Origin of the sequence: Microbacterium sp. Leaf436, from assembly GCF_001424715.1 — a bacterium.
Classification (GTDB): Bacteria; Actinomycetota; Actinomycetes; order Actinomycetales; family Microbacteriaceae; genus Microbacterium.
On sequence record NZ_LMRB01000002.1, the window covers coordinates 654,731 to 675,288 of the forward strand.

20 protein-coding genes are annotated in these 20,558 nt (G+C 69.3%); 12 read left to right on the forward strand and 8 right to left on the reverse strand.

The window, feature by feature from the left end:
- Window positions 1–52 precede the first annotated feature (52 nt).
- From atpA to ASG45_RS07380, 9 genes are all read left to right on the forward strand, one after another.
- A complete protein-coding gene (gene atpA, locus ASG45_RS07340) occupies window positions 53–1,684 on the forward strand; it encodes a F0F1 ATP synthase subunit alpha (RefSeq protein ID WP_055834859.1) in 1,632 nt (543 codons plus the stop codon).
- A gap of 23 nt (window positions 1,685–1,707) precedes the next feature.
- Window positions 1,708–2,607, forward strand: a complete 900-nt coding sequence (locus tag ASG45_RS07345) for a F0F1 ATP synthase subunit gamma (RefSeq protein ID WP_055834862.1) — start codon at window positions 1,708–1,710, stop codon at window positions 2,605–2,607.
- 21 nt (window positions 2,608–2,628) lie between these two features.
- Window positions 2,629–4,077 carry a F0F1 ATP synthase subunit beta gene (atpD, locus tag ASG45_RS07350; RefSeq protein WP_055834865.1) on the forward strand — a complete coding sequence of 483 codons (1,449 nt, stop codon included), beginning with the start codon at window positions 2,629–2,631 and terminating at the stop codon, window positions 4,075–4,077.
- A 1-nt stretch (window position 4,078) separates the two neighbouring features.
- Complete coding sequence (locus tag ASG45_RS07355) at window positions 4,079–4,339, forward strand: F0F1 ATP synthase subunit epsilon (RefSeq protein WP_055834867.1); 261 nt, start codon at window positions 4,079–4,081, stop codon at window positions 4,337–4,339.
- A gap of 72 nt (window positions 4,340–4,411) precedes the next feature.
- Entirely contained in the window at window positions 4,412–5,161 is a 750-nt protein-coding gene (locus tag ASG45_RS07360; protein WP_055835953.1) for a YaaA family protein, read from the forward strand.
- A 102-nt stretch (window positions 5,162–5,263) separates the two neighbouring features.
- Entirely contained in the window at window positions 5,264–5,959 is a 696-nt protein-coding gene (locus ASG45_RS07365; RefSeq protein ID WP_055834870.1) for a hypothetical protein, read from the forward strand.
- Between the two features lie 154 nt (window positions 5,960–6,113).
- The gene (locus tag ASG45_RS07370; protein WP_055834873.1) at window positions 6,114–7,094 is read left to right on the forward strand and encodes an aldo/keto reductase; all 981 of its coding nucleotides are present in this window, start codon (window positions 6,114–6,116) and stop codon (window positions 7,092–7,094) included.
- 100 nt (window positions 7,095–7,194) lie between these two features.
- On the forward strand, window positions 7,195–7,968 hold the full coding sequence (locus tag ASG45_RS07375) for a PP2C family protein-serine/threonine phosphatase (protein ID WP_055834876.1): 774 nt from the start codon (window positions 7,195–7,197) through the stop codon (window positions 7,966–7,968).
- A gap of 46 nt (window positions 7,969–8,014) precedes the next feature.
- A complete protein-coding gene (locus ASG45_RS07380; protein ID WP_055834879.1) occupies window positions 8,015–9,547 on the forward strand; it encodes an APC family permease in 1,533 nt (510 codons plus the stop codon).
- Between the two features lie 112 nt (window positions 9,548–9,659).
- Here the strand turns inward: ASG45_RS07380 and ASG45_RS07385 are convergent, their stop codons facing one another.
- Window positions 9,660–10,643 (reverse strand): asparaginase, encoded by a 984-nt coding sequence (locus ASG45_RS07385; protein ID WP_055834882.1) that lies wholly within the window; start codon window positions 10,641–10,643, stop codon window positions 9,660–9,662.
- A gap of 145 nt (window positions 10,644–10,788) precedes the next feature.
- Between ASG45_RS07385 and ASG45_RS07390 the strand changes: the two genes are divergently transcribed.
- Both ASG45_RS07390 and ASG45_RS07395 read left to right on the forward strand, forming a co-directional pair.
- Complete coding sequence (locus ASG45_RS07390; RefSeq protein ID WP_055834885.1) at window positions 10,789–11,259, forward strand: OsmC family protein; 471 nt, start codon at window positions 10,789–10,791, stop codon at window positions 11,257–11,259.
- A 44-nt stretch (window positions 11,260–11,303) separates the two neighbouring features.
- Window positions 11,304–11,783, forward strand: coding sequence for a hypothetical protein (locus tag ASG45_RS07395; protein ID WP_055834888.1), 480 nt, complete (start codon window positions 11,304–11,306; stop codon window positions 11,781–11,783).
- 239 nt (window positions 11,784–12,022) lie between these two features.
- On the opposite strand, the gene glpK is transcribed toward ASG45_RS07395, so the two are convergent.
- The 3 genes from glpK to ASG45_RS07410 all read right to left on the reverse strand — a co-directional run bounded on the left by glpK (window position 12,023) and on the right by ASG45_RS07410 (window position 16,227).
- The gene (glpK, locus tag ASG45_RS07400) at window positions 12,023–13,534 is read right to left on the reverse strand and encodes a glycerol kinase GlpK (protein WP_055834891.1); all 1,512 of its coding nucleotides are present in this window, start codon (window positions 13,532–13,534) and stop codon (window positions 12,023–12,025) included.
- Window positions 13,535–13,629: 95 nt separating this feature from the next.
- The gene (locus tag ASG45_RS07405; RefSeq protein WP_055834894.1) at window positions 13,630–14,385 is read right to left on the reverse strand and encodes an MIP/aquaporin family protein; all 756 of its coding nucleotides are present in this window, start codon (window positions 14,383–14,385) and stop codon (window positions 13,630–13,632) included.
- A 123-nt stretch (window positions 14,386–14,508) separates the two neighbouring features.
- Window positions 14,509–16,227, reverse strand: a complete 1,719-nt coding sequence (locus ASG45_RS07410) for a glycerol-3-phosphate dehydrogenase/oxidase (RefSeq protein WP_055834898.1) — start codon at window positions 16,225–16,227, stop codon at window positions 14,509–14,511.
- Window positions 16,228–16,336: 109 nt separating this feature from the next.
- On the opposite strand from ASG45_RS07410, the gene ASG45_RS07415 reads away from it, so the two are divergent.
- Complete coding sequence (locus ASG45_RS07415) at window positions 16,337–17,302, forward strand: sugar-binding transcriptional regulator (protein WP_055834901.1); 966 nt, start codon at window positions 16,337–16,339, stop codon at window positions 17,300–17,302.
- A gap of 10 nt (window positions 17,303–17,312) precedes the next feature.
- Here the strand turns inward: ASG45_RS07415 and dhaM are convergent, their stop codons facing one another.
- The 4 genes from dhaM to ASG45_RS07435 form a co-directional block, all read right to left on the reverse strand.
- Window positions 17,313–18,077: a dihydroxyacetone kinase phosphoryl donor subunit DhaM gene (gene dhaM / locus ASG45_RS07420; RefSeq protein ID WP_055834905.1), complete on the reverse strand. Its 765-nt coding sequence runs from the start codon at window positions 18,075–18,077 to the stop codon at window positions 17,313–17,315.
- Entirely contained in the window at window positions 18,074–18,712 is a 639-nt protein-coding gene (gene dhaL / locus ASG45_RS07425; protein WP_055835957.1) for a dihydroxyacetone kinase subunit DhaL, read from the reverse strand. Before dhaL ends, dhaM begins: the two co-directional genes overlap by 4 nt.
- Complete coding sequence (gene dhaK, locus ASG45_RS07430; protein WP_055834909.1) at window positions 18,709–19,704, reverse strand: dihydroxyacetone kinase subunit DhaK; 996 nt, start codon at window positions 19,702–19,704, stop codon at window positions 18,709–18,711. Before dhaK ends, dhaL begins: the two co-directional genes overlap by 4 nt.
- An 87-nt stretch (window positions 19,705–19,791) precedes the next feature.
- A complete protein-coding gene (locus ASG45_RS07435; RefSeq protein ID WP_194717045.1) occupies window positions 19,792–20,493 on the reverse strand; it encodes a lysophospholipid acyltransferase family protein in 702 nt (233 codons plus the stop codon).
- Between the last annotated feature and the right edge of the window lie 65 nt (window positions 20,494–20,558).

Sequence of the window (20,558 nt, forward strand, 5' to 3'; positions counted from 1 at the left end):
CCTGAACGGGCGGAGATCTGGGGGCCGATGGCCCCACGAACGAAGGAAGACAATGGCAGACCTCTCTATCAGCCCCGACGTCATCCGTGACGCGCTGAAGGACTTCGTCAACGCCTACGAGGCCACTGGCGCCGCGGCGAACGAGGTCGGTTCGGTCGTGGATGCCGGTGACGGCATCGCTCACGTCGAAGGCCTCCCCGGTGTCATGGCGAACGAGCTCGTGCGCTTCGCGGACGGCACGCTCGGCCTGGCGCAGAACCTCGACGAGAACCAGATCGGCGTCGTCGTGCTCGGCGAGTTCTCCGGCGTCGAAGAGGGCCAGCCGGTCACCCGCACCGGCGAGGTGCTCTCGGTCGGCGTCGGCGAGGGCTACCTCGGCCGCGTGGTCGACCCGCTCGGCAACCCGATCGACGGCCTCGGCGAGGTCGCGACCTCCGGCCGTCGTGCCCTCGAGCTCCAGGCTCCGGGCGTCATGCAGCGCAAGAGCGTGCACGAGCCCCTGCAGACCGGCATCAAGGCCATCGACGCCATGATCCCCGTCGGCCGTGGCCAGCGTCAGCTGATCATCGGCGACCGCCAGACCGGTAAGACGGCCATCGCGATCGACACGATCATCAACCAGAAGGCCAACTGGGAGTCGGGCGACGTCAACAAGCAGGTGCGTTGCATCTACGTCGCCATCGGCCAGAAGGGCTCGACCATCGCTTCGGTGAAGGGCGCGCTCGAAGAGGCCGGCGCGATGGAGTACACCACCATCGTCGCGGCTCCCGCGTCGGACCCCGCCGGCTTCAAGTACCTCGCTCCGTACACCGGTTCGGCCATCGGCCAGCACTGGATGTACGAGGGCAAGCACGTCCTGATCATCTTCGACGACCTGTCGAAGCAGGCCGAGGCCTACCGCGCCGTATCGCTGCTGCTGCGCCGCCCGCCGGGCCGCGAGGCGTACCCCGGCGACGTCTTCTACCTGCACTCGCGTCTGCTCGAGCGTTGCGCGAAGCTGTCCGACGAGCTCGGCGCCGGTTCGATGACGGGTCTGCCCATCATCGAGACCAAGGCCAACGACGTCTCGGCGTACATTCCGACCAACGTGATCTCGATCACCGACGGCCAGATCTTCCTGCAGTCCGACCTGTTCAACGCCAACCAGCGTCCCGCGGTCGACGTGGGTATCTCGGTCTCGCGCGTCGGTGGTGACGCCCAGGTGAAGTCGATCAAGAAGGTCTCGGGAACGCTGAAGCTCGAGCTCGCCCAGTACCGCTCGCTCGAGGCGTTCGCGATGTTCGCCAGCGACCTCGACGCGGCGTCGCGTCGTCAGCTCGCCCGCGGTGCGCGCCTGACCGAGCTGCTCAAGCAGCCGCAGTACTCGCCGTACCCCGTCGAGGAGCAGGTCGTCTCGATCTGGGCCGGAACGAACGGCAAGCTCGACACGATCGAGGTCTCCGACGTGCTGCGTTTCGAGCGCGAGCTGCTCGATTACCTGCGTCGCAACTCGACCGTGCTCGACACGCTGCGCGAGACCAACGTGCTGGGTGACGACACCGTCGCCGAGCTCACGCAGAAGGTCGACCAGTTCATCCTCGAGTTCCAGGCGGGCGACGACCAGGCTCTGGTCGGCACCGAGAAGGTCGAGGCCGCCGAGGCCGAAGACGTCAACCAGGAGCGGATCGTCAAGGGCCGTCGCTAAAGCGACGACACGAGAACGGAATCATGGGCGCACAACTACGGGTCTACAAGCAGAAGATCAGTTCTGCTCAGACGACCAAGAAGATCACGAAGGCGATGGAGCTCATCGCTGCGTCGCGCATCCAGAAGGCGATGGCGCGTGTGCGCGCGGCGTCGCCCTTCGCGCGTGCCGTGACCAGCGCGGTGTCGGCGGTGGCGACGCACTCGAGCGTCGACCACCCGCTGACCACCGAGCGTGAGACCATCCGTCGCTCCGCCGTGGTGATCTTCACCTCCGACCGCGGACTCGCGGGCGCGTTCAACTCGCAGATCCTCCGTGAGGGTCTCGAGCTGAGCGAGCTGCTGCGTTCGCAGGGCAAAGAGGTGGAGTACTACCTCGTGGGTCGCAAGGCCGTCGGCTACTTCCAGTTCCGACGCATGGCCAGCAAGGCCCAGTGGACGGGCGACACGGACACGCCCCAGTTCTCGACGGCCGAAGAGATCTCGGCCGCCGTGCTGGAGTCGTACCGCCGCTCCGGCGAGAACGACGGCGTCGATGAGATCCACCTCGTCTACAACCGTTTCGTCAGCATGATGACGCAGTCGCCCGAGACGGTGCGCCTGCTTCCTCTCGAGGTGGTCGAAGCAGACACCGCCGCGGCCCCCGCGACCGTCTACCCGCTCTACGAATTCGAGCCGGACGCCGAGACCGTTCTCGACGCGCTCCTGCCGGTGTACGTGCAGAGCCGAATCTTCAACGCCCTCCTGCAGTCGTCGGCGGCAAAGCACGCCGCCACGCAGAAGGCCATGAAGTCGGCCAGCGACAACGCCGACAAGCTCATCACCGACTACACCCGCCTGCGCAACAACGCGCGTCAGGCGGAGATCACGCAGCAGATCGCCGAGATCGTCGGCGGCGCCGATGCTCTGGCATCCGGCAAGTAAGTCCCAAGGAGAGAAGAAGCCATGAGCCTCACCGCCGAGAAGAGCGACGCGACCGTCGTCGGGCGCGTCGCGCGCGTCACCGGCCCGGTCATCGACATCGAGTTCCCCCACGACTCGATCCCCGAGATCTACAACGCGCTGAAGACGACGATCGTCATCGACGGCGTCTCCAACGAGATCACGCTCGAGGTCGCCCAGCACCTCGGTGACGACCTCGTTCGCGCGATCGCCCTGAAGCCGACCGACGGTGTCGTGCGCGGCCAGGAAGTGCGCAACACCGGCGGCCCCATCTCGGTGCCCGTCGGCGATGTCACCAAGGGCAAGGTGTTCGACGTCACCGGCGAGGTGCTCAACGCAGCGCCCGGCGAGACCGTCGAGATCACCGAGCGCTGGGGCATCCACCGCAAGGCGCCGAGCTTCGACCAGCTCGAGTCGAAGACCACGATGTTCGAGACCGGCATCAAGGTCATCGACCTTCTCACCCCGTACGTGCAGGGTGGAAAGATCGGCCTGTTCGGTGGTGCCGGCGTCGGCAAGACCGTCCTCATCCAGGAGATGATCCAGCGCGTCGCGCAGGACCACGGCGGCGTGTCGGTGTTCGCCGGTGTCGGTGAGCGCACCCGTGAGGGCAACGACCTCATCCACGAGATGGAAGAAGCGGGCGTCTTCGACAAGACCGCCCTCGTGTTCGGCCAGATGGACGAGCCGCCGGGAACGCGTCTGCGCGTCGCCCTGTCGGCGCTGACGATGGCGGAGTACTTCCGCGACGTGCAGAAGCAGGACGTGCTGTTGTTCATCGACAACATCTTCCGCTTCACGCAGGCCGGTTCCGAGGTCTCGACGCTGCTGGGCCGCATGCCCTCGGCCGTGGGCTACCAGCCCAACCTTGCCGACGAGATGGGTGTGCTCCAGGAGCGCATCACCTCGACGCGTGGCCACTCGATCACCTCGCTGCAGGCGATCTACGTGCCCGCCGACGACTACACCGACCCGGCGCCGGCGACCACGTTCGCCCACCTGGATGCCACCACCGAGCTCTCGCGTGAGATCGCGTCGAAGGGTCTGTACCCTGCCGTCGACCCGCTGAGCTCGACCAGCCGCATCCTCGACCCGCGCTACATCGGTGCCGACCACTACCGCGTGGCCACCTCGGTGAAGCAGATCCTGCAGAAGAACAAGGAACTCCAGGAGATCATCGCCATCCTCGGTGTCGACGAGCTCTCCGAGGAAGACAAGATCGTCGTGTCGCGCGCACGCCGCATCCAGCAGTTCCTCTCGCAGAACACCTACATGGCGAAGAAGTTCACCGGCGTCGAGGGCTCCACGGTCCCGATCAAGGAGACCATCGAGTCGTTCGACGCCATCGTCAAGGGTGACTTCGACCACGTCGCCGAGCAGGCGTTCTTCAACGTCGGCGGCATCGGCGACGTCGAAGAGAAGTGGGCGCAGATCCAGAAGGAGAACGGCTGACATGTCGTTGCGTGTGAGCCTGGTCTCGGCCGACGCCGAGGTGTGGACGGGAGAAGCCTCTCTCGTCGTGGCCAAGACCGTCGAGGGCGAGATCGGCTTCATGCAGGGTCACGAGCCGGTGCTCGCGATCCTCGCTCAGGGTGAGGTGCGCATCACGCGGACCGATGGCACGAAGATCCTGGCCAACGCCAAGGACGGCTTCCTGTCGATGGCCGACGACGAACTCACCATCGTCGCCGGTAACGCCGCCCTCGTCTCCTGACGACTTTTTCGATCACGACGCGCGTCGCCCGGTTCGCCGGGCGGCGCGCGTCTTTCCTGTGCAAGGGTGTTCATGCTGGTCCTGCTTCCCCCGTCGGAAACCAAGCGCCCGGGCGGTGACGGCACCCCGCTCGACCTCGGGGCGCTCGCTCTGCCGTCGCTGCGACCGCACCGTGCGGCCGTGATCGACGCGCTCGTCGCTCTGTCGTCGGACGAGGACGAGGCCGCCCGCGTGCTCAAGCTCGGCGCGAAGCGCCGACACGAGGTCGCCGACAATGCGGCCCTGCGCTCGGCGCCGACCCTGCCGGCGATCGACCGGTACACCGGCGTGCTCTTCGACGCGCTGGATGCCGGGACCCTGAACGCCGAGCAGCGCTCCTGGCTCGGCGCGCACGTGCTGGTGCACTCGGCACCCTTCGGACCGGTCGGCGCCCTCGACGGCATTCCGGCGTACCGGTTGGCCGCGGGGACGTCGGTGCCGGGGCTGCCGGCGCTGCGCCGCGTCTGGGCGGAGGCCGTGACGACGGCGTTGTCGGCGCGGGGCGCGTCGTTCGTGCTCGACCTGCGCTCGGAGGCGTACGTGGCACTCGGACCGGTGCCGGCGGGGGTCGACGCGGCATACGTGCGGGTGGTGACCGAGGGAGAGGGGGGCGCGGTGCGTGCGCTCAACCACTTCAACAAACACGCCAAGGGTGATCTCGTTCGCGCGCTGGCCCTCTCGGGCGCCGACATCGCGACGCGCGCCGAGTTCCTCGCGTGGGCGGGCGGCGCGGGGTGGATCGTCCGGGAAAAGCCGGCGGGTGAGATGGAGCTTGTGGTCTGAGCCCGGCGTGGCCCTGTCAGGAAAGTCTCAGCTTCGCTAGCATGTGACTCGCACGGGGCGCACGGACGCTCCGCCGCGCATTCGCCTGGAAAGGAATCCGCAATGGATGACTCCTACTACTACTCCGACGACGGCGGCTTCGCAGCGCTGGCGTTCCTGGCCATTCTGATCCCCATCCTGCTCTTCTTCGTGGCCATCGCCTACGTCGTCTCGTCGTTCCTCTACATGAAGATCTTCGAGAAGGCGGGTGTGCAGGGCAAGTGGCGCGCGTGGGTGCCGATCTACAACACCCTGGTCGCCGCGAAGCTCGGCGATCTCTCGCCGTGGGTCTTCCTCATCGCCGTCGTCGCCTCCAGCGTCCTCTCGAACATCCCGGTGATCGGCTGGATCCTGTCGCTCGTGCCCCTCGCCGCGGGTCTCATGTACTCGTACCGCATCGGGCTCAAGCTGGGCAAGGACTGGCCCCTGCTGTTCCTCTGGCTCATCCCGGGCATCGGTGGCTTGATCTGGCTGGCGATCGTCGCCTTCAGCAGCAACCGCTGGAACCCCGAGGTCGGTCCCTCGCCGTGGGCGAAGACCTTCCTGGCAGACAAGACCGTCTGGAACGGCATCCCCGTTCAGCCCTACCAGAACGTCTCGGGTGGCGCAGGCGGTGCCGGTTACGGCTCGCCCGCCGCGGGGCCGGGCTACGTGCCGCCCACCGCTCCTCCGGCGCAGGGCTACACGCCCCCGCAGACCCCGCCCGCGGCAGGTCCCACGCCGCCGCCCCCGGCTCCGCCGGCCGGCCCGCAGGTCTGATGCCGCAGGTCTGATTTCGCAGAGGGCCCTCCGCTTCGGCGGGGGGCCCTTCGCTGTGCTCCTTCGCGGTGCGCCGGGATGCCGAGAGCCTTCACCCGGCCGGAGCACGCAGGGTTCGGGTCTCGGTGTCGTCGGTCGGGGATAGCGTGGAGGGATGACATCCCCCGCGCTTCCCCTTCGCTCCGTCGGTCGCTCCGGTCTGCGTGTCTCGGCCGTCGGGCTCGGCTGCAACAACTTCGGCCGAGCCGGCACCGCCACCGAGACCCTCGACGGCACGCGCGCCGTGCTGGGCGCCGCGATCGACGCGGAGGTCACGTTCCTCGACACCGCCGACGTCTACGGTCGCGAGTTCGGGTTGTCCGAGACCCTCATGGGCGAGGCGCTCGAGGGGCGCCGCGACGAGGTGGTGCTCGCGACGAAGTTCGGCCACTCGCACCTGGCGCCCGCACTCCCCGGCGGCTCCAAGGGTTCTCGCGCTCACATCCGTCGTGCCGTCGAGGGCTCGCTGCGGCGCCTGCGCACCGACTGGATCGACCTGTACCAGCTGCACACCCCCGACGACTCCACGCCGATCGACGAAACGCTCGACGCCCTGGCCGACCTCGTCCGCGAGGGCAAGGTGCGATACATCGGCCACTCCAACTTCGCGGGGTGGCAGATCGCCGAGGCCGAGTACGCGGCATCCGGAGTGCGGTTCGTCTCGACCCAGAACCAGTACAGCCTGCTGGCGCGCGCGGCCGAGCGCGAGGTGCTCCCCGCGGCCGAGCGCTTCGGGCTCGGGCTGCTGCCCTTCTTCCCGCTGCACAACGGACTGCTCACCGGCAAGTTCACGCGCGAGGGCGGTCCCGAGGGGAGCCGCATCATGCGTCAGCGTCCCCACCTGTGGCGCGACGCGCCGTGGGACGCCCTCGAGCGCTACCAGGCCTTCTGCGACGCGCGCGGCATCAGCATGCTCGAGGCGACGTTCGCCTGGTTCCTCGCGAACCCCCACGTGGCGAGCGTCATCGCCGGGGCGACCAGCGCCGACCAGGTGCGAGCCAACGCCGCGGCCGCCACGGCCTGGACCCCCGCCGCCGCCGACCTCGACGAGATCGACGGCATCTTCGCCCTCCCCGCCGATCCCGCGGCGGGATGATGGGGCGCGGCGCGTCCCCGGGCGATGCCGGGGTGTCCACTAAGATGACAGAGCCGTGCGTTTCCGCCGGCGCAGCTGTCGGCCAACCGGAGGATCTTTCGTGCCCGAGGTGACCACCCACACGCGTACCGTTCCCCTCGGCGCGGGCGACGTCGAGCTGTCGTGGGCGGCGAGCACCGACACGGGCCGCCGTCGCGAGGTCAATCAAGACGCCGTGCTCGCCGAGTATCCGCTGTTCGTCGTCGCCGACGGCATGGGCGGACACCTGGGCGGTGAGATCGCCAGTGCGAGCACCGTCGACCGGCTGAGCGCCGTCGTCGCCACCGGATCCGTCTCGTCGAAGAGCATCGAGAAGGCCCTGTCGCGCGCGGTGAAGGACATCATCGCCCACCCCGAGACCACCGACGAGGGCACCGGCACGACGCTCACCGGCCTGTATCTCGAGACGCACACCGACGAGCCGCACTGGGTCACCCTGAACATCGGCGATTCACGCGTCTACCTGCTGCGCGACGACGAGATCGTGCAGGTCACCACCGACCATTCCGTGGTGCAGGAACTCATCGCGGCAGGACGTCTCAGCCCCGAAGAGGCCGAGAACCACCCCTACGGCAACGTGATCACGCGCGCCGTCGGCCCGAGCGAAACCGTCAAGCCCGACTACCTGCGCCTCGACGTTCTCGACGGTGACCGTTTCGTCATCTGCTCCGACGGGCTCACGAAAGAGCTGACCGATTTCGGCATCCGCCACTTTCTCGAGGCCAACGCCGATCCGGCCGCAGCGGTCGAAGCCATGATGGCGGCGGCGCTCGAAAACGGCGGTCGCGACAACATCACGATCGTCGTCCTCGACGTGGCCCGCCGCTCCGCCTGAGAATCTCCTCTTGACCGCGGTGACCCGCGGATTCTACGTTCGGCATATGACCTCCGCTCCCGAACGGACGTCGGGCAAGGGATTGGCCAGCGGGACGCTCGGACTCTGGGGTTCGACCGTGATCGGACTGGCCTCCACTGCTCCCGTCTACTCCCTCGTCGCCACCCTCGGTTTCGTCGTGCTCGCCGTCGGCGCCTCGGCGCCGATCGCCTTCGTGCTCGCGTTCATCCCGATGCTGTTCATCGCCTTCGCCTACCGCGAGCTGAACAACGAGATGCCCGACTGCGGCACCACCTTCACGTGGGGCACCAAGGCCTTCGGCCCCTGGATCGGGTGGATGGGCGGCTGGGGCGTCGCCGTGGCGGGCATGGTCGTGCTGGCGAACCTCTCGCAGATCGCCGGCATCTACCTGTGGTCGCTCATCGGTGACGGATCACTCGCCGAGAACGTGCCCCTGGTGACGGCGACGGGCGTGGCGTTCATCGCCGCGATGACCTACATCAGCTACCGCGGGGTCGAGATCGGCGAGCGGATCCAGAACATCCTGCTCGCGGTGCAGTACCTCGTGCTGGTGCTGTTCGTCGTCGTGGCCCTGTGGAAGTTCTTCGACGGCACCGCACCCAACCCGACGCCGTTCGACCTGGCGTGGTTCAACCCGCTGGGGTTCACCGACTGGAGCGGCTTCACCGAGGCCGTGCTGCTGGCGCTGTTCATCTACTGGGGCTGGGACACCTGCCTCGCCCTGAACGAAGAGACCAAGGACCCGAAGCGCATCCCGGGCCGCGCCGCCCTGCTGACCACGGTCATCCTGCTCGCCACCTACGTCACCGTCACGGTGGCCGCCATGATGTACGCCGGGGTCGGCGAAGACGGCGCGGGGCTCGCGAACGCCGAGAACGCCGACGACGTGTTCCTCGCGCTGAAAGACGACCTCTTCGGGCCCTTCGCCTGGGTGCTGATCGTGGCTGTGCTGATCTCGGCGGTCTCGTCGACGCAGACGACCATTCTGCCCACGGCGCGCGGCACGCTCGCGATGGCGGCGTACAAGGCGCTGCCCGAGCGGTTCCGCACCGTGCACCCGCGCTTCCACACGCCGTCGTTCTCGACGCTGGTGATGGGTATCGTCGCGAGCGTCTACTACGTCGGAATGACGCTCATCAGCGACAACATCCTGCAGGATTCGATCCTGTCGCTCGGGCTGGCGATCGCGTTCTACTACGCCATGACCGGCTACGCCTGCGTCTGGTACTACCGGCGCGAGCTGTTCCGTTCGGGCAAGAACCTCGTGTACCGCGGCATCCTGCCCCTGCTGGGCGCGCTCATGCTGACCTACGCCTTCGTGCAGTCGGCGATCGACATGTGGGACCCGGAGTACGGCAACACCGTGCTGTTCGGCATCGGCGGCACCTTTGTCGTCGGTATCGGCGCGTTGGCGATCGGCGTCGTGCTGATGGTCGTGTGGTTCCTCTTCCCCGCGTCGAAGCCGTTCTTCCGCGGCGAGAGCCTCAACCGCGAGACCGAGGTGCTCGTGCCCGACGAGCCGATCGCGTACCCGCGCTCGGTCGACGGCGGTATCTAGGCCGCGCTCCGCTCGGCCGGGCGTCGGGGAGACGCGTCGTGGTGCCCGGCCGGGCACGCGCACCCACGAGAGCACACGTTGCGCGTCTGGTCTCGCGACGGATCGGGGCGGGTCAGACCGCGGAGCGGATGGCGCCGACTTCGCGGCCACCGCCCGAGATGCTCAGGGGCAGCAGGGCGAGCGTGTCGGCGACGGCCTCGGGGGACAGGGCTCCGGCGCGCTCGAGCAGGCGCAGAGCGACGGCGTGGCCGGCGCGGTTGGAACCGTCGAGCATCTTCAACGCCACGGTGGTGCCGTCGGGGGCGGTCATGACCTGCACGCCCTCGGCGCCCATCTTCGAGAAGACGCCGAGACGCTCGATCACCACGGTGTCGGGGCGACCGGGGCCGTCGATCGTCCACGGGTGCTCCCGCACGGCACGCACGAGGGTGCCGGCGCTGCGGTGCAGGGCGAAGGGGGAGCGCTCCGACGAGGTCGCGATGCGCTGGATCGCGCGCGCGAGGCCGATGAGGCTCATGGCGTAGACCGGGGCACCGCAGCCGTCGATCGCGGTCGTGGTCATGCGCTCGCCGACCAGACGCTCCAGCACCTCGCGGATGTGCACCTGCAGGGGGTGCTGTTCGTCGAGGTAGTCGGCGGTGGGCCAGCCGTTCGCCACGCACGTGAGCAGCATGGCCGCGTGCTTGCCGGAGCAGTTCATCCGCAGGGGTGAGGGGGCACCGTGATCGCGGACGAGCTCGTCGCGCGCGGCGGTGTCGCTCGGCCACGCGGCGGGGCAGCCCAGGTCGTCTTCGGTCAGTCCGGCCGACTGCAGGATGCCACGGGCCACCTCGACGTGACGCTCGGTGCCGCAGTGGCTGGCCATTGCGATCGCCAGACGCTCACCGGACAGGTCGGCGCCCGCCGACAGGCAGGCCAGCGCCTGCAGCGGCTTCATGCTCGAACGCGGGAGGAACGACGCGGACGCCTCGCCCAGAGTCAGCTTCTCGGAACCGTCGGGGGCGAGCACGACGGCGACGCCGTAGTGGCGGGACTCGACGAATCCGCTGCGTTCGATGACGGCGAGCTCGACGGAGGCGGGGGGCGTGGCGGGCATCCCTCCATCGTATCCCCGCGGCCCCCTCGTATCCCGGGTCTGCCACCCGCGTGAGGTGCCGGTATTCATCGCTTCGGCCGTGGCCGAAGCGACACATCCTGGCAGCTCACGCCCGAGGGTCGGCGGGGGCGGCAGACTGGACAGCATGAACGGAGAACACCACTACCGCCTGCGCTCGACCTGGACCGGCGACCGGGGGAGCGGGACGAGCGGCTACCGCGACTACGACCGCTCCGTCACGCTCCACGTCGATGGCAAGCCCGAGGTCGCGGCATCCGCCGACACGCCCTTCCGCGGCGACCCCGGCAAGTGGAACCCCGAAGAGCTGCTGCTCGCAGCGCTGAGCGAGTGCCACCTGCTGTCGTACCTGCACGCCTGCGTCACCACCGGCGTCGTCGTGACCGCGTATGTCGACGATGCGTCGGGCACGATGCAGGAGGACGGCAACAGCGGCGGGGCGTTCACCGAGGTGGTGCTTCGTCCTCGCGTGCAGGTCGCGGAGGAGTCGATGGTCGAGGCCGCCCGCGCCGCACACCGGCAGGCGCGCGAGTGGTGCTTCATCGCGAACTCGGTGAACTTCCCCGTGCGTCACGAACCCGAGATCACCGTCGGCTGAGCCGTCCGCTGCGACGGCGCGCGGCGGCGTCGTACAGTGAGCGCATGCAGTTCGAACCGGCCCTCCGCCGCCTCGACCGGATCGCCGGCGGACGCCACGCCGATCATCGCGTCGCCGTCTCCGCCGACCCCCGCGTGGTCCGGTCGTTCCGCTCGGTCACCGTCCTGCTGGCGATCGGCTTCGTGCTGGGGATCGCCACGGTCGTCGTCGCGCTGGTCATGACGCTCAACGGGGCCGACGTCGGCTTCGCGGTGTGGATGCGCTGCCTCGTTGTGCTCGCCATCACCACGACGTTGTTCTACTTCCTGTGGCGCGCTCGCGCCGGGTGGTACTGGGCGTTCCGCCGCCTGCAGCTGTTCAGTCGGATCTTCCCCATCGTCGCCCTGGTGCTCGCGGCCATCCCCGGGTTGTACCCGTTCTGGGTCGTCACCGAGCAGATCCTCTTCGCGGTGCTGCTGATCGGGGTGTCGGACTACCTGCAGTCCGATGTCATGCGGGCGGCGTATCCCAAGCCCGAACGCTGAGTTCTCGGCATCCGGATGCCGGAGACCCGGCGTGGTCGCGGGCGCCGCGGCGAGCACGCCTCCGGCATCGTGACCTCGCGAGGGGCCCTTCGCGCTCCGAGCGCGGGGTGTGCAGGAGTCGTGCGTGCCCCGCCGGGAGTCCCGACACGTTGGGCACCGCCGGCGATGTCGCTCGGTCGCGCAACGGAAAGGACCCCGCCGGCGCGAGGCCGACGGGGTCCGTTTCGTGAAGAGGGTGCTCAGCGCACGTCGTCGTCGACCCAGTCCATCGACTTGGTTACGGCCTTCTTCCACAGGCGCAGCTCGCGGTCGCGCTCGTCGGAGTCCATGTCGGGCTCCCAGCGCTTGTCTTCCTGCCAGTTGGCGCGGAGGTCGTCGAGGTTGTTCCAGAAGCCGACGGCGAGGCCCGCGGCGTAGGCGGCACCGAGGGCCGTCGTCTCGGCGACGACGGGACGCACGACCGGCACGCCGAGGATGTCGGCCTGGAACTGCATGAGCTCGTCGTTGGCGGTCATGCCGCCGTCGACCTTGAGCTCGGTCAGGTCGACGCCCGAGTCGGCGTTGACGGCCTCGAGCACCTCGCGGGTCTGGAAGGCCGTGGCCTCGAGGGCCGCGCGGGCGATGTGGCCCTTGTTGACGAAGCGAGTCATGCCGACGATCGCACCGCGGGCATCCGGGCGCCAGTACGGCGCGAACAGACCCGAGAACGCCGGGACGAAGTACACCCCACCGTTGTCGTCGACGGTGCGGGCCAGGGCCTCCACCTCGGGAGCCGAGGAGATGATGCCGAGCTGATCGCGCAGCCACTGGATGAGCGAGCCGGTGACGGCGATCGATCCCTCGAGTGCGTAGTGCGCGGGCTGGTCGCCGAGCTTGTATCCGAGGGTGGTCAGCAGCCCGTTCTTCGAGCGGACGATCTCTTCACCCGTCTGGAAGATGAGGAAGTTACCGGTGCCGTAGGTGTTCTTGCTCTCACCCGGGTCGAAGGCGGCCTGGCCGAAGGTCGCGGCCTGCTGGTCGCCCAGGATGCCGGCGATCGGGGTCTCGCGCAGCAGCGACGAGGACTCGACGGCGCCGTACACCTCGGACGAGGAGCGGATCTCGGGCATCATCGAGCGCGGCACGCCGAAGTCGGCGAGGATGTCGTCGCGCCACTCGAGGGTCTCGAGGTCCATGAACAGGGTGCGGCTGGCGTTGGTCACGTCGGTGGCGTGGACGCCGCCGTCGATACCGCCGGTGAGGTTCCACAGCACCCAGGTGTCGGTGGTGCCGAACACGAGGTCGCCGGCTTCGGCCTTCTCGCGGGCTCCGTCGACGTTCTCGAGGATCCAGACGATCTTCGTGCCCGAGAAGTACGTCGCCAGGGGCAGGCCGACGACGCTCTTGTAGCGCTCCGGGTCGCCGTCGGCGAGACGGTCGACGATCGACTGCGTGCGGGTGTCCTGCCACACGATGGCGTTGTAGACGGGCTTGCCGGTGTTCTTGTCCCAGACCACCGCGGTCTCGCGCTGGTTGGTGATGCCGACGGCGGCGATGTCGTGGCGGGTGATGTCGGCGCGGCTGAGGGCCAGGCCGATCACCTCCTGGGTGTTGCGCCAGATCTCGAGGGGGTCGTGCTCGACCCATCCCGCGCGCGGGAAGATCTGCTCGTGCTCCTTCTGCCCGACGGAGACGACGCTCCCGGACTTGTCGAAGATCATCGCGCGCGTCGAGGTCGTGCCCTGGTCGATGGCGAGGACGTAGTCGGCCATGGAAGGACTCCTTTGTCTAGTTCAGTGTGAGGAAGGGGTGAAGACGGGTGCGGGGGCGACGCGCAGTCGAGGGGCGAGTCGCCCCCGCGGGAGTGTCAGTTGCCGAGGCTGAGCAGCACGGGGGCCAGCAGACCCGCGAGCAGACCACCGACGAGGGGACCGGCGACCGGCACCCAGGCGTAGCCCCAGTCGCTGGAACCCTTGCCCTTGATGGGGAGGATCGCGTGCGCGATGCGGGGGCCGAGGTCACGGGCCGGGTTGATGGCGTAACCGGTGGGACCACCGAGCGAGGCGCCGATGCCGACCACGAGCAGGGCGACGGGAACGGCCGCGAGACCGCCGATGCCACCCGGAACGCCGATGTCGGCCACGCCGTAGTCACCGAAGCCGAAGATCACGAAGACCAGGACGAAGGTGGCGATGACCTCGGTGAGGAAGTTGAAGCCGTACGAACGGATCGCGGGGCCGGTCGAGAACACGCCCAGCTTGGCGGCCGGGTCGGGCTCGTCGTCGAAGTGCTGCTTGTAGGACGCCCACGCGAGCACGGCGCCGATGATGGCACCGACCAGCTGCGCGGCCACGGCCACGAGGAACTGGACGAAGGCGATCTTGCCGGCCACGAGGAGGCCGATCGAGACGGCCGGGTTCAGCTGCGCACCGGAGTACGCCGAGACGATGACACCGGCGAAGACCGCCAGGCCCCATCCCCAGTTGACCATCAGGGTGCCGCCGGCGTTGCCCTTGGTCTTGGCCAGGGCCACGTTGGCGACCACGCCACATCCCAGCAGGATGAGCATCGCGGTGCCGACCACCTCCGAGAGGAAGTACAGCCCCAAGTTGACTTCTTGCATGTCGTCATCGACCTTTCTTCTGTCACCCGGACAACTTCGGCACGGGTGGTGTTGTGCGGCTCGGTGCTCCGAACCTACGGCGAGCGTGCGGGCGCGCAACAGGCGGCGCGCCCGCACGTTCTCTCAGATTCGCGCGACGCCGGCCGACGCCAGATCGACGCGGTGGGCGGAGCGCAGGATCTCGGTCGTACGGTTCACTTCTTCGTCGACACGGGCGGAGTCCCAACCGAGGGGCTCCGCGATCGTCTCGGCGACCTCTCGCAGCGTGCGCTCGGTCATCCCGCCCACGAAGGCGAGGTGGGTGCGGCGCAGCAGCACGTCGATCAGGTGCACGACCTGCTCGTTCTGGGCGATCCAGACCAGCTCTTCGCGGTAGTAACCGGCCGCGTCCGCCAGGGCGGTGGGCTCGGCGGGGAGAACCGCGAGGATCGCGTCGGCGCGCGTGCCGTACCGCTCGAGCATGGCATCCACGAGCTCGGCCGAGTGCGCATTCGTGCGCGTGGCGATCCAGCGGCGCCGCTGCTCGGGGGTCGAGGGGAAGCCCGCGCCGCCGCCGATGGGCAGGCCCTGCGTGCTGATGCGGTGCGGACGACGCAGCTTCTGCAGCGTCTTCATGCTCAAGTGCTCGGCCAGCGCGCGGAACGTGGTCCATTTGCCGCCGACGAGGCTCATCGAGGGGACACCGGCGACCTCGTCTTCGACGATGCGGTAGTCGCGCGACACGAAGCCGGGCGCGGTGTCGTCGTGGCGGGGGAGCGGACGGATACCCGAGAAGGTGTACACGATCTGCGAGCGGTCGACGGCGACGCGGGGGAACACGTGGCCGATCAGGTCGAAGAAGTACTCGATCTCGTCGTCGGTGCACACGACCGGCTTCGACGGGTCGGCGTCGATGTCGGTCGTGCCGACGAGGACGCGGTCCTTGAGCGGGTAGATGAGCACGATGCGGCCGTCGGAGTGTTCGAAGAAGATCTCGCGCCCACCGGTCGCCGCGAACAGCTCCGGGTTGTCGAGCACGATGTGCGAGCCCTTGGTGCCGCCCATGAACTGCGTCGTGAGCCCCATGGCGGAGTTCGCGAGGTCGGTCCAGGGGCCGGCGGTGTTGAGCACGACCTTCGCCTTGACCGAGAACTCCTCGCCCGAGACCTCGTCGCGCACGCGCACGCCGTTCGCGTCGGCGCCGACGGCCGAGACGTAGTTGACGGCCTGGGTGCGGCCGGCGCCGGCCTCGATGCCGTCACGCAGCACGTCGAGCGCGATGCGCTCGGGGTCGTGCATCGAGGCGTCGAAGTAGGTGGCCGTGTAGGCCAGGTCGGGGTTGAGCTGGGGGAGCTCGGTCAGCGACTTCTTCTTGCCGAGGAACTTGTGGCGGGGAACGGAGCCGCCGTCGCGCGAGAAGGTGTCGTACATGATGAGGCCGACCTTGATCAGCAGCGCACCACGCTCGTTGGGCTTTCCGCGGCCGTGCGTGACGAGCAGGCGGAAGGGCGCCGACAGGATGCCGGAGAACGTCTTGTAGATCGGGATCGTCGTCTCGAGCGGCTTGACGTAGTGGGGCGCGGTCTTGAGCAGGTCGTTGCGCTCGGTCACGGCCTCTTTGACGAGGCGGAACTCGCCGTTCTCGAGGTAACGGATACCGCCGTGCACCATGTGGCTCGACGCCGACGAGGCGCCCGACACGAAGTCGCCGCGCTCGACGAGGGCGACGCTGACGCCCTGCAGGGCGAGATCGCGGAGGGTGGCGAGGCCGTTGATGCCCCCGCCGATGATGAGGACGTCGAGGTTCTCGGCGTCGCGGAGCGCCTGGACGTCGGCGCGGAGCTGTGTTGCGGGGGACGACATGTCGACTGCGACCTTTCGTTGTTGGTACGACAGTCACAATGCGCCTGTCTGCACGTTGTTGCAAGCCCCTTGAACAAACGTGCACAATGGTGTTCATGGGAACGCAACCATGGTGACGCAGGCGGAAGAGCGGTCCCGTGATGCACTGCGCGCGGCGCAGCTGTACTACATGCAGGACCTGACGATGGACGCCATCGCGCACGAGATGCGCGTGTCACGCTCGTCGGTGTCGCGCCTGCTCCAGCACGCCCGCGACGTGGGTCTCGTCACGATCTCGATCAGCCCGCCCGACGACGCCCGGGGCCAGATGGCACAGCGCATCGCCGATCGATTCGGGATCACCGCGCACGTCGTGCCGACCCCGGCCCGCACCTCCGAGGCCGAGCGCCTGGAGCGCACGGCGCTGACCGCGGCGCGCATCCTCGCCGAGCGGGTGGAGTCGTCGATGACCGTCGGCGTCGCCTGGGGGTCGACCCTCTCGGCCGTCGCCCGTCACGTGCCGCTGAAAGACGTGCACGACACCCACATCGTGCAGATGAACGGAGCCGCGAACGTGCGCACCTCCGGCATCCCGTACGCCGGCGAGATCCTGTCGAAGTTCGGCACCGCCTGGTCGTCGTCGGTGCACCAATTCCCGGTGCCCGCGCTGTTCGACGACCCCCGCACCAAGCAGGCGATGTGGCGGGAGCGCTCGGTGCGCTCCGTGCTCGAGATCCAGCAGCGCGTCGGCCTGTTCGTCTTCGGCCTCGGCTCGCCGCACGCCGACGTGCCCTCGCACGTCTACAGCGGCGACTACTTCGACGAGCGCGACCGCGCCGTCATCGAACGCGAGGGCATCGTGGGGGACTGCGCGACGGTGTTCTACCGCGCCGACGGCTCGAGCGACGTCCCCGAACTGAACGCGCGCTCCAGCGGGCCCGACCTCGACACGGTCCGGCGCATTCCGCGCCGCTTCTGCGTCGTGTCGAGCCTCTCGAAGCTCGACGGCCTGCGCGGGGCCCTCGCCGCCGGTCTGATCACGGAGCTCGTCGTCGAGGAGTCGCTGGCGCGCCGCCTGCTGAGCGTGACCCGCTGACCAGCCTCGGTCAGCGCTCGCCGAAGCCCTCGTCGATCAGGGCGCGGAGCTCGTCGAGGGCCTGACGGGCCTGCGGGCCACTCGCGCTCACCCGCACCCGTGCACCCTGCCGGACGCCGAGCGCCATCAGGGCGAGGAGGCTCCGCGCCGACACTTCGTCGGAGCCCGCGTCGAGGTCGGCGATACGCACCTCGGCGTCGTACCGCGACGCCGCCTTGACGAACGTGGCCGCCGGGCGTGCGTGCAGGCCCGACGGGTTGACGACCACCGTCTCGAACGAGATCGCGTCCTTCTCGCCTAGGGGTGCAGAACTCTGGGAGTCGATGCCGTGCGCCGTCGGTTCGTCGTCGCGATCCGCGGATGCCGTGGCCTCGCCCTCGCCGAGCTGACGCTGTTTCGCCGCGCCCGCGCCCCGCACCTCGGCGGTCACGGCGTCGAGGTCGGCGCCGCCGGCCGCGGTGACCACCGCGGCCACGAGCCCCTCGACGAACGGCGCGGAGCTCAGCCTCACCTGTTCGGGCGCGGCGACGAACTCGAGGGCGGTCTCGGTGCTGAGGATCGCGGAACCGAGGTCCATCAGCACGAGCACCCCGTCGCCGGAGTCGGCGTCGTCGATCGCGGCGGCGATGGCGACGGCATCCGTGCCCAGATCGCCGTCGGGACCGCCCGCGGCCACGCGCACCCCGGGCGGCTGCTCGCCGCCCATCTGCAGGGCCAGGTGCACGGCGGCATCGGCCAGCGCGCGGCTGTGCGAGACCGCGACGATCCCGATCACTCGGCCGCCGCCAACGTGTCGCGCAGGGCCTCGAGCAGTATCGTCGCCGAGGTCGCCCCGGGATCGAGGTGGCCGGCGCTGCGCTCGCCGAGGTAGCTCGCCCGGCCCTTGCGGGCGACGAGCGGCTCGGTCGCGTCGCGACCGCGGGCCGCCGCCTCGGCCGCGGCCCGCGCGGCGTCGGCCGGCGTCGCCCCGGCGGCCGCGGCGGTGTCCCAGGCGTCCACGGCGGGCGAGAGCGCGTCGATCATCGTCTTGTCGCCGAGCTCGGCCTTGCCCCGGGCTACGACCCCCTCGACGCCGGCGCGGAGGGCGGCACCGAGGGTGGTGGCATCCACCTCTCCCTCGCTCAGCGCGGGCCCCATGCGCAGGAACAGGGTGCCGTACAGCGGACCGCTCGCGCCGCCGACCGACGAGACGAGCGTCATTCCGACGGTCTTGAACAGGTCGGTCGGGCTGCCGGGCAGGGGGTCGAGCCGCGCGACGACGGCATCGAGACCGCGCGCCATGTTCGAGCCGTGATCGGCGTCGCCGATGGCGGAGTCGAGCTGCGTCAGCTCGTCTTTGTGCTGCTGGACGGTGTCGCGGAACGCCCGGATCCACGACACGAGGTCGTCGAGCGCGACGGTGCCGCTCATGCGCCCCACCGCAGGCCCGGGGTCACGACCGGCGCATCCCAGAGGCGCAGCATCTCGTCGTCGGCCTTCACGACGGTGAGCGAGGCGCCGGCCATGTCGAGACTCGTGATGTAGTCGCCGATGAGGACCCGCTGCACCTCGACGCCGGCCGCGGCCAGCAGCGGAGCGATCTCGCCGTAGAGCAGGTACTGCTCGATGAGGGGCGTTGCGCCCAGACCCGACAGCAGCACGATCGCGGGTCCCACCGGCTCGCCGAAGTCGTGGACGATCGGGTCGACCAGGAGGCCGGCGATCTCGTGCGCGGATGCCAGCTTCACGCGCGAGCGGCCCGGTTCGCCGTGGATGCCGACTCCGACCTCCATCTCGTCGTCGGGCAGCTCGAACGTGGGGCGCCCGGCGGCGGGCACCGTGCAACTCGTGAGCGCGACGCCCATCGAACGCCCGGCGGCGGCGACACGTCGTGCGAGGTCGGCCACGGCGGCGAGGTCGGCGCCTTCTTCGGCCCGTGCCCCGACGATCTTCTCGAGGATGACGGTGGTGCCGGTCCCGCGGCGTCCGGCGGTCCAGGTCGAATCCTGCACGGCCACGTCGTCGGCGACGAGGACCGACTCGACCTCGACGCCCTCGGCGGCGGCGAGCTCGGCCGCCATCTCGAAGTTCAGCACGTCGCCGGTGTAGTTCTTCACGATGTGCAGCACGCCGGCGCCCGCATCGACCGCCTGCGTGGCGGCGAGCACCTGGTCGGGGGTGGGGGAGGTGAACACCTCGCCCGCGGCGGCGGCGTCGAGCATGCCCCGCCCGACGAACCCGCCGTGCATCGGCTCGTGACCGGACCCTCCGCCCGACACCAGCGCCACCTTGCCCGTGCGCGTGGGTTCCGCCCGCAGAATCACCCGGTTCTCGGCATCCACCCGTAACTCGGGGTGCGCGGCCTGGATCCCTCGCAGAGCTTCGGCCAGAACGTCGGCCGGGTCGTTCACGAACTTCTTCACGGGTGCCTCCTCGTCGTGGCGTCGACGGCTCGGGGCCGTCACTCCCGACCCTGCTCGCCGTGCGTCGCCGCGTCAAGCGGCAAAGGCTCAGAGGCGCTCGTGCGGCAAGACCTGCTTGATGCGCTCGAGGGGGTTCTGGGCCGGAGCCTCGTTGTACGCGTTCGCGAGCTGCTGCTCGCTGAGCGCGTGGATCGCGGCCATGATCTCGTCGGTCGCGAGTCGACGCGCGCGGCCCGAGGACGCGGGGCCGTGCGGGGAGAGGTCGAGGGGCGTGCCGAAGCGCACCGTGATGCGCTCCTGGGTCGTCGGGATCTTCGCGCCCACGGGCATGACCTTGTCGGTGCCGATGAGACCGACCGGAACGACGGGGGCCCCGGTCTGCAGAGCGAGGAACGCCACACCCGTGCGCCCCTTGTACAACCGGCCGTCGAGAGACCGCGTGCCCTCGGGGTACAGGGCCACCGCGCGGCCGTCGTCGAGCAGGGCGCGCTGCTGATCGAGCGCGTCGAGGGCCTTCTGACCGGCGCCGCGCTCGACGGGGATCGCGCCGATGGCGGTGAAGAACTGCCGCGAGGCCCACTTCTCGAAGTACGACGACTTCGCCATGAAGTGCACGGGGCGGGGAGCGGCGACCGGGATGGCGATCGAGTCGATGAACGACAGATGGTTGCTGGCGAAGATCACCGGTCCGGTGCGCGGCACGTTCTCACGGCCCTCGATGCGCGGGCGGTAGACGGCCCGCGCCAGCGGGGCGATCAGGAAACGGCCGAGGCCGTAGGCCGCACCCATCTGCTGCGGCGCGGCGGCGGGGGTCTCGGCAGCGTCGGAACTCACCCGTCGAGGTTACTCGCCGC

What these genes read in the sequence shown, in the direction of transcription:
- atpA (WP_055834859.1), top strand. Translation starts at nt 53, where the DNA reads ATGGCAGACCTCTCTATCAGCCCCGACGTCATCCGTGACGCGCTGAAG.
- ASG45_RS07345 (WP_055834862.1), top strand. Translation starts at nt 1,708, where the DNA reads ATGGGCGCACAACTACGGGTCTACAAGCAGAAGATCAGTTCTGCTCAG.
- atpD (WP_055834865.1), top strand. Translation starts at nt 2,629, where the DNA reads ATGAGCCTCACCGCCGAGAAGAGCGACGCGACCGTCGTCGGGCGCGTC.
- ASG45_RS07355 (WP_055834867.1), top strand. Translation starts at nt 4,079, where the DNA reads ATGTCGTTGCGTGTGAGCCTGGTCTCGGCCGACGCCGAGGTGTGGACG.
- ASG45_RS07360 (WP_055835953.1), top strand. Translation starts at nt 4,412, where the DNA reads ATGCTGGTCCTGCTTCCCCCGTCGGAAACCAAGCGCCCGGGCGGTGAC.
- ASG45_RS07365 (WP_055834870.1), top strand. Translation starts at nt 5,264, where the DNA reads ATGGATGACTCCTACTACTACTCCGACGACGGCGGCTTCGCAGCGCTG.
- ASG45_RS07370 (WP_055834873.1), top strand. Translation starts at nt 6,114, where the DNA reads ATGACATCCCCCGCGCTTCCCCTTCGCTCCGTCGGTCGCTCCGGTCTG.
- ASG45_RS07380 (WP_055834879.1), top strand. Translation starts at nt 8,015, where the DNA reads ATGACCTCCGCTCCCGAACGGACGTCGGGCAAGGGATTGGCCAGCGGG.
- ASG45_RS07385 (WP_055834882.1), bottom strand. Translation starts at nt 10,643, where the DNA reads ATGCCCGCCACGCCCCCCGCCTCCGTCGAGCTCGCCGTCATCGAACGC.
- ASG45_RS07390 (WP_055834885.1), top strand. Translation starts at nt 10,789, where the DNA reads ATGAACGGAGAACACCACTACCGCCTGCGCTCGACCTGGACCGGCGAC.
- ASG45_RS07395 (WP_055834888.1), top strand. Translation starts at nt 11,304, where the DNA reads ATGCAGTTCGAACCGGCCCTCCGCCGCCTCGACCGGATCGCCGGCGGA.
- glpK (WP_055834891.1), bottom strand. Translation starts at nt 13,534, where the DNA reads ATGGCCGACTACGTCCTCGCCATCGACCAGGGCACGACCTCGACGCGC.
- ASG45_RS07405 (WP_055834894.1), bottom strand. Translation starts at nt 14,385, where the DNA reads ATGCAAGAAGTCAACTTGGGGCTGTACTTCCTCTCGGAGGTGGTCGGC.
- ASG45_RS07410 (WP_055834898.1), bottom strand. Translation starts at nt 16,227, where the DNA reads ATGTCGTCCCCCGCAACACAGCTCCGCGCCGACGTCCAGGCGCTCCGC.
- ASG45_RS07415 (WP_055834901.1), top strand. Translation starts at nt 16,337, where the DNA reads ATGGTGACGCAGGCGGAAGAGCGGTCCCGTGATGCACTGCGCGCGGCG.
- dhaL (WP_055835957.1), bottom strand. Translation starts at nt 18,712, where the DNA reads ATGAGCGGCACCGTCGCGCTCGACGACCTCGTGTCGTGGATCCGGGCG.
- ASG45_RS07435 (WP_194717045.1), bottom strand. Translation starts at nt 20,493, where the DNA reads ATGGGTGCGGCCTACGGCCTCGGCCGTTTCCTGATCGCCCCGCTGGCG.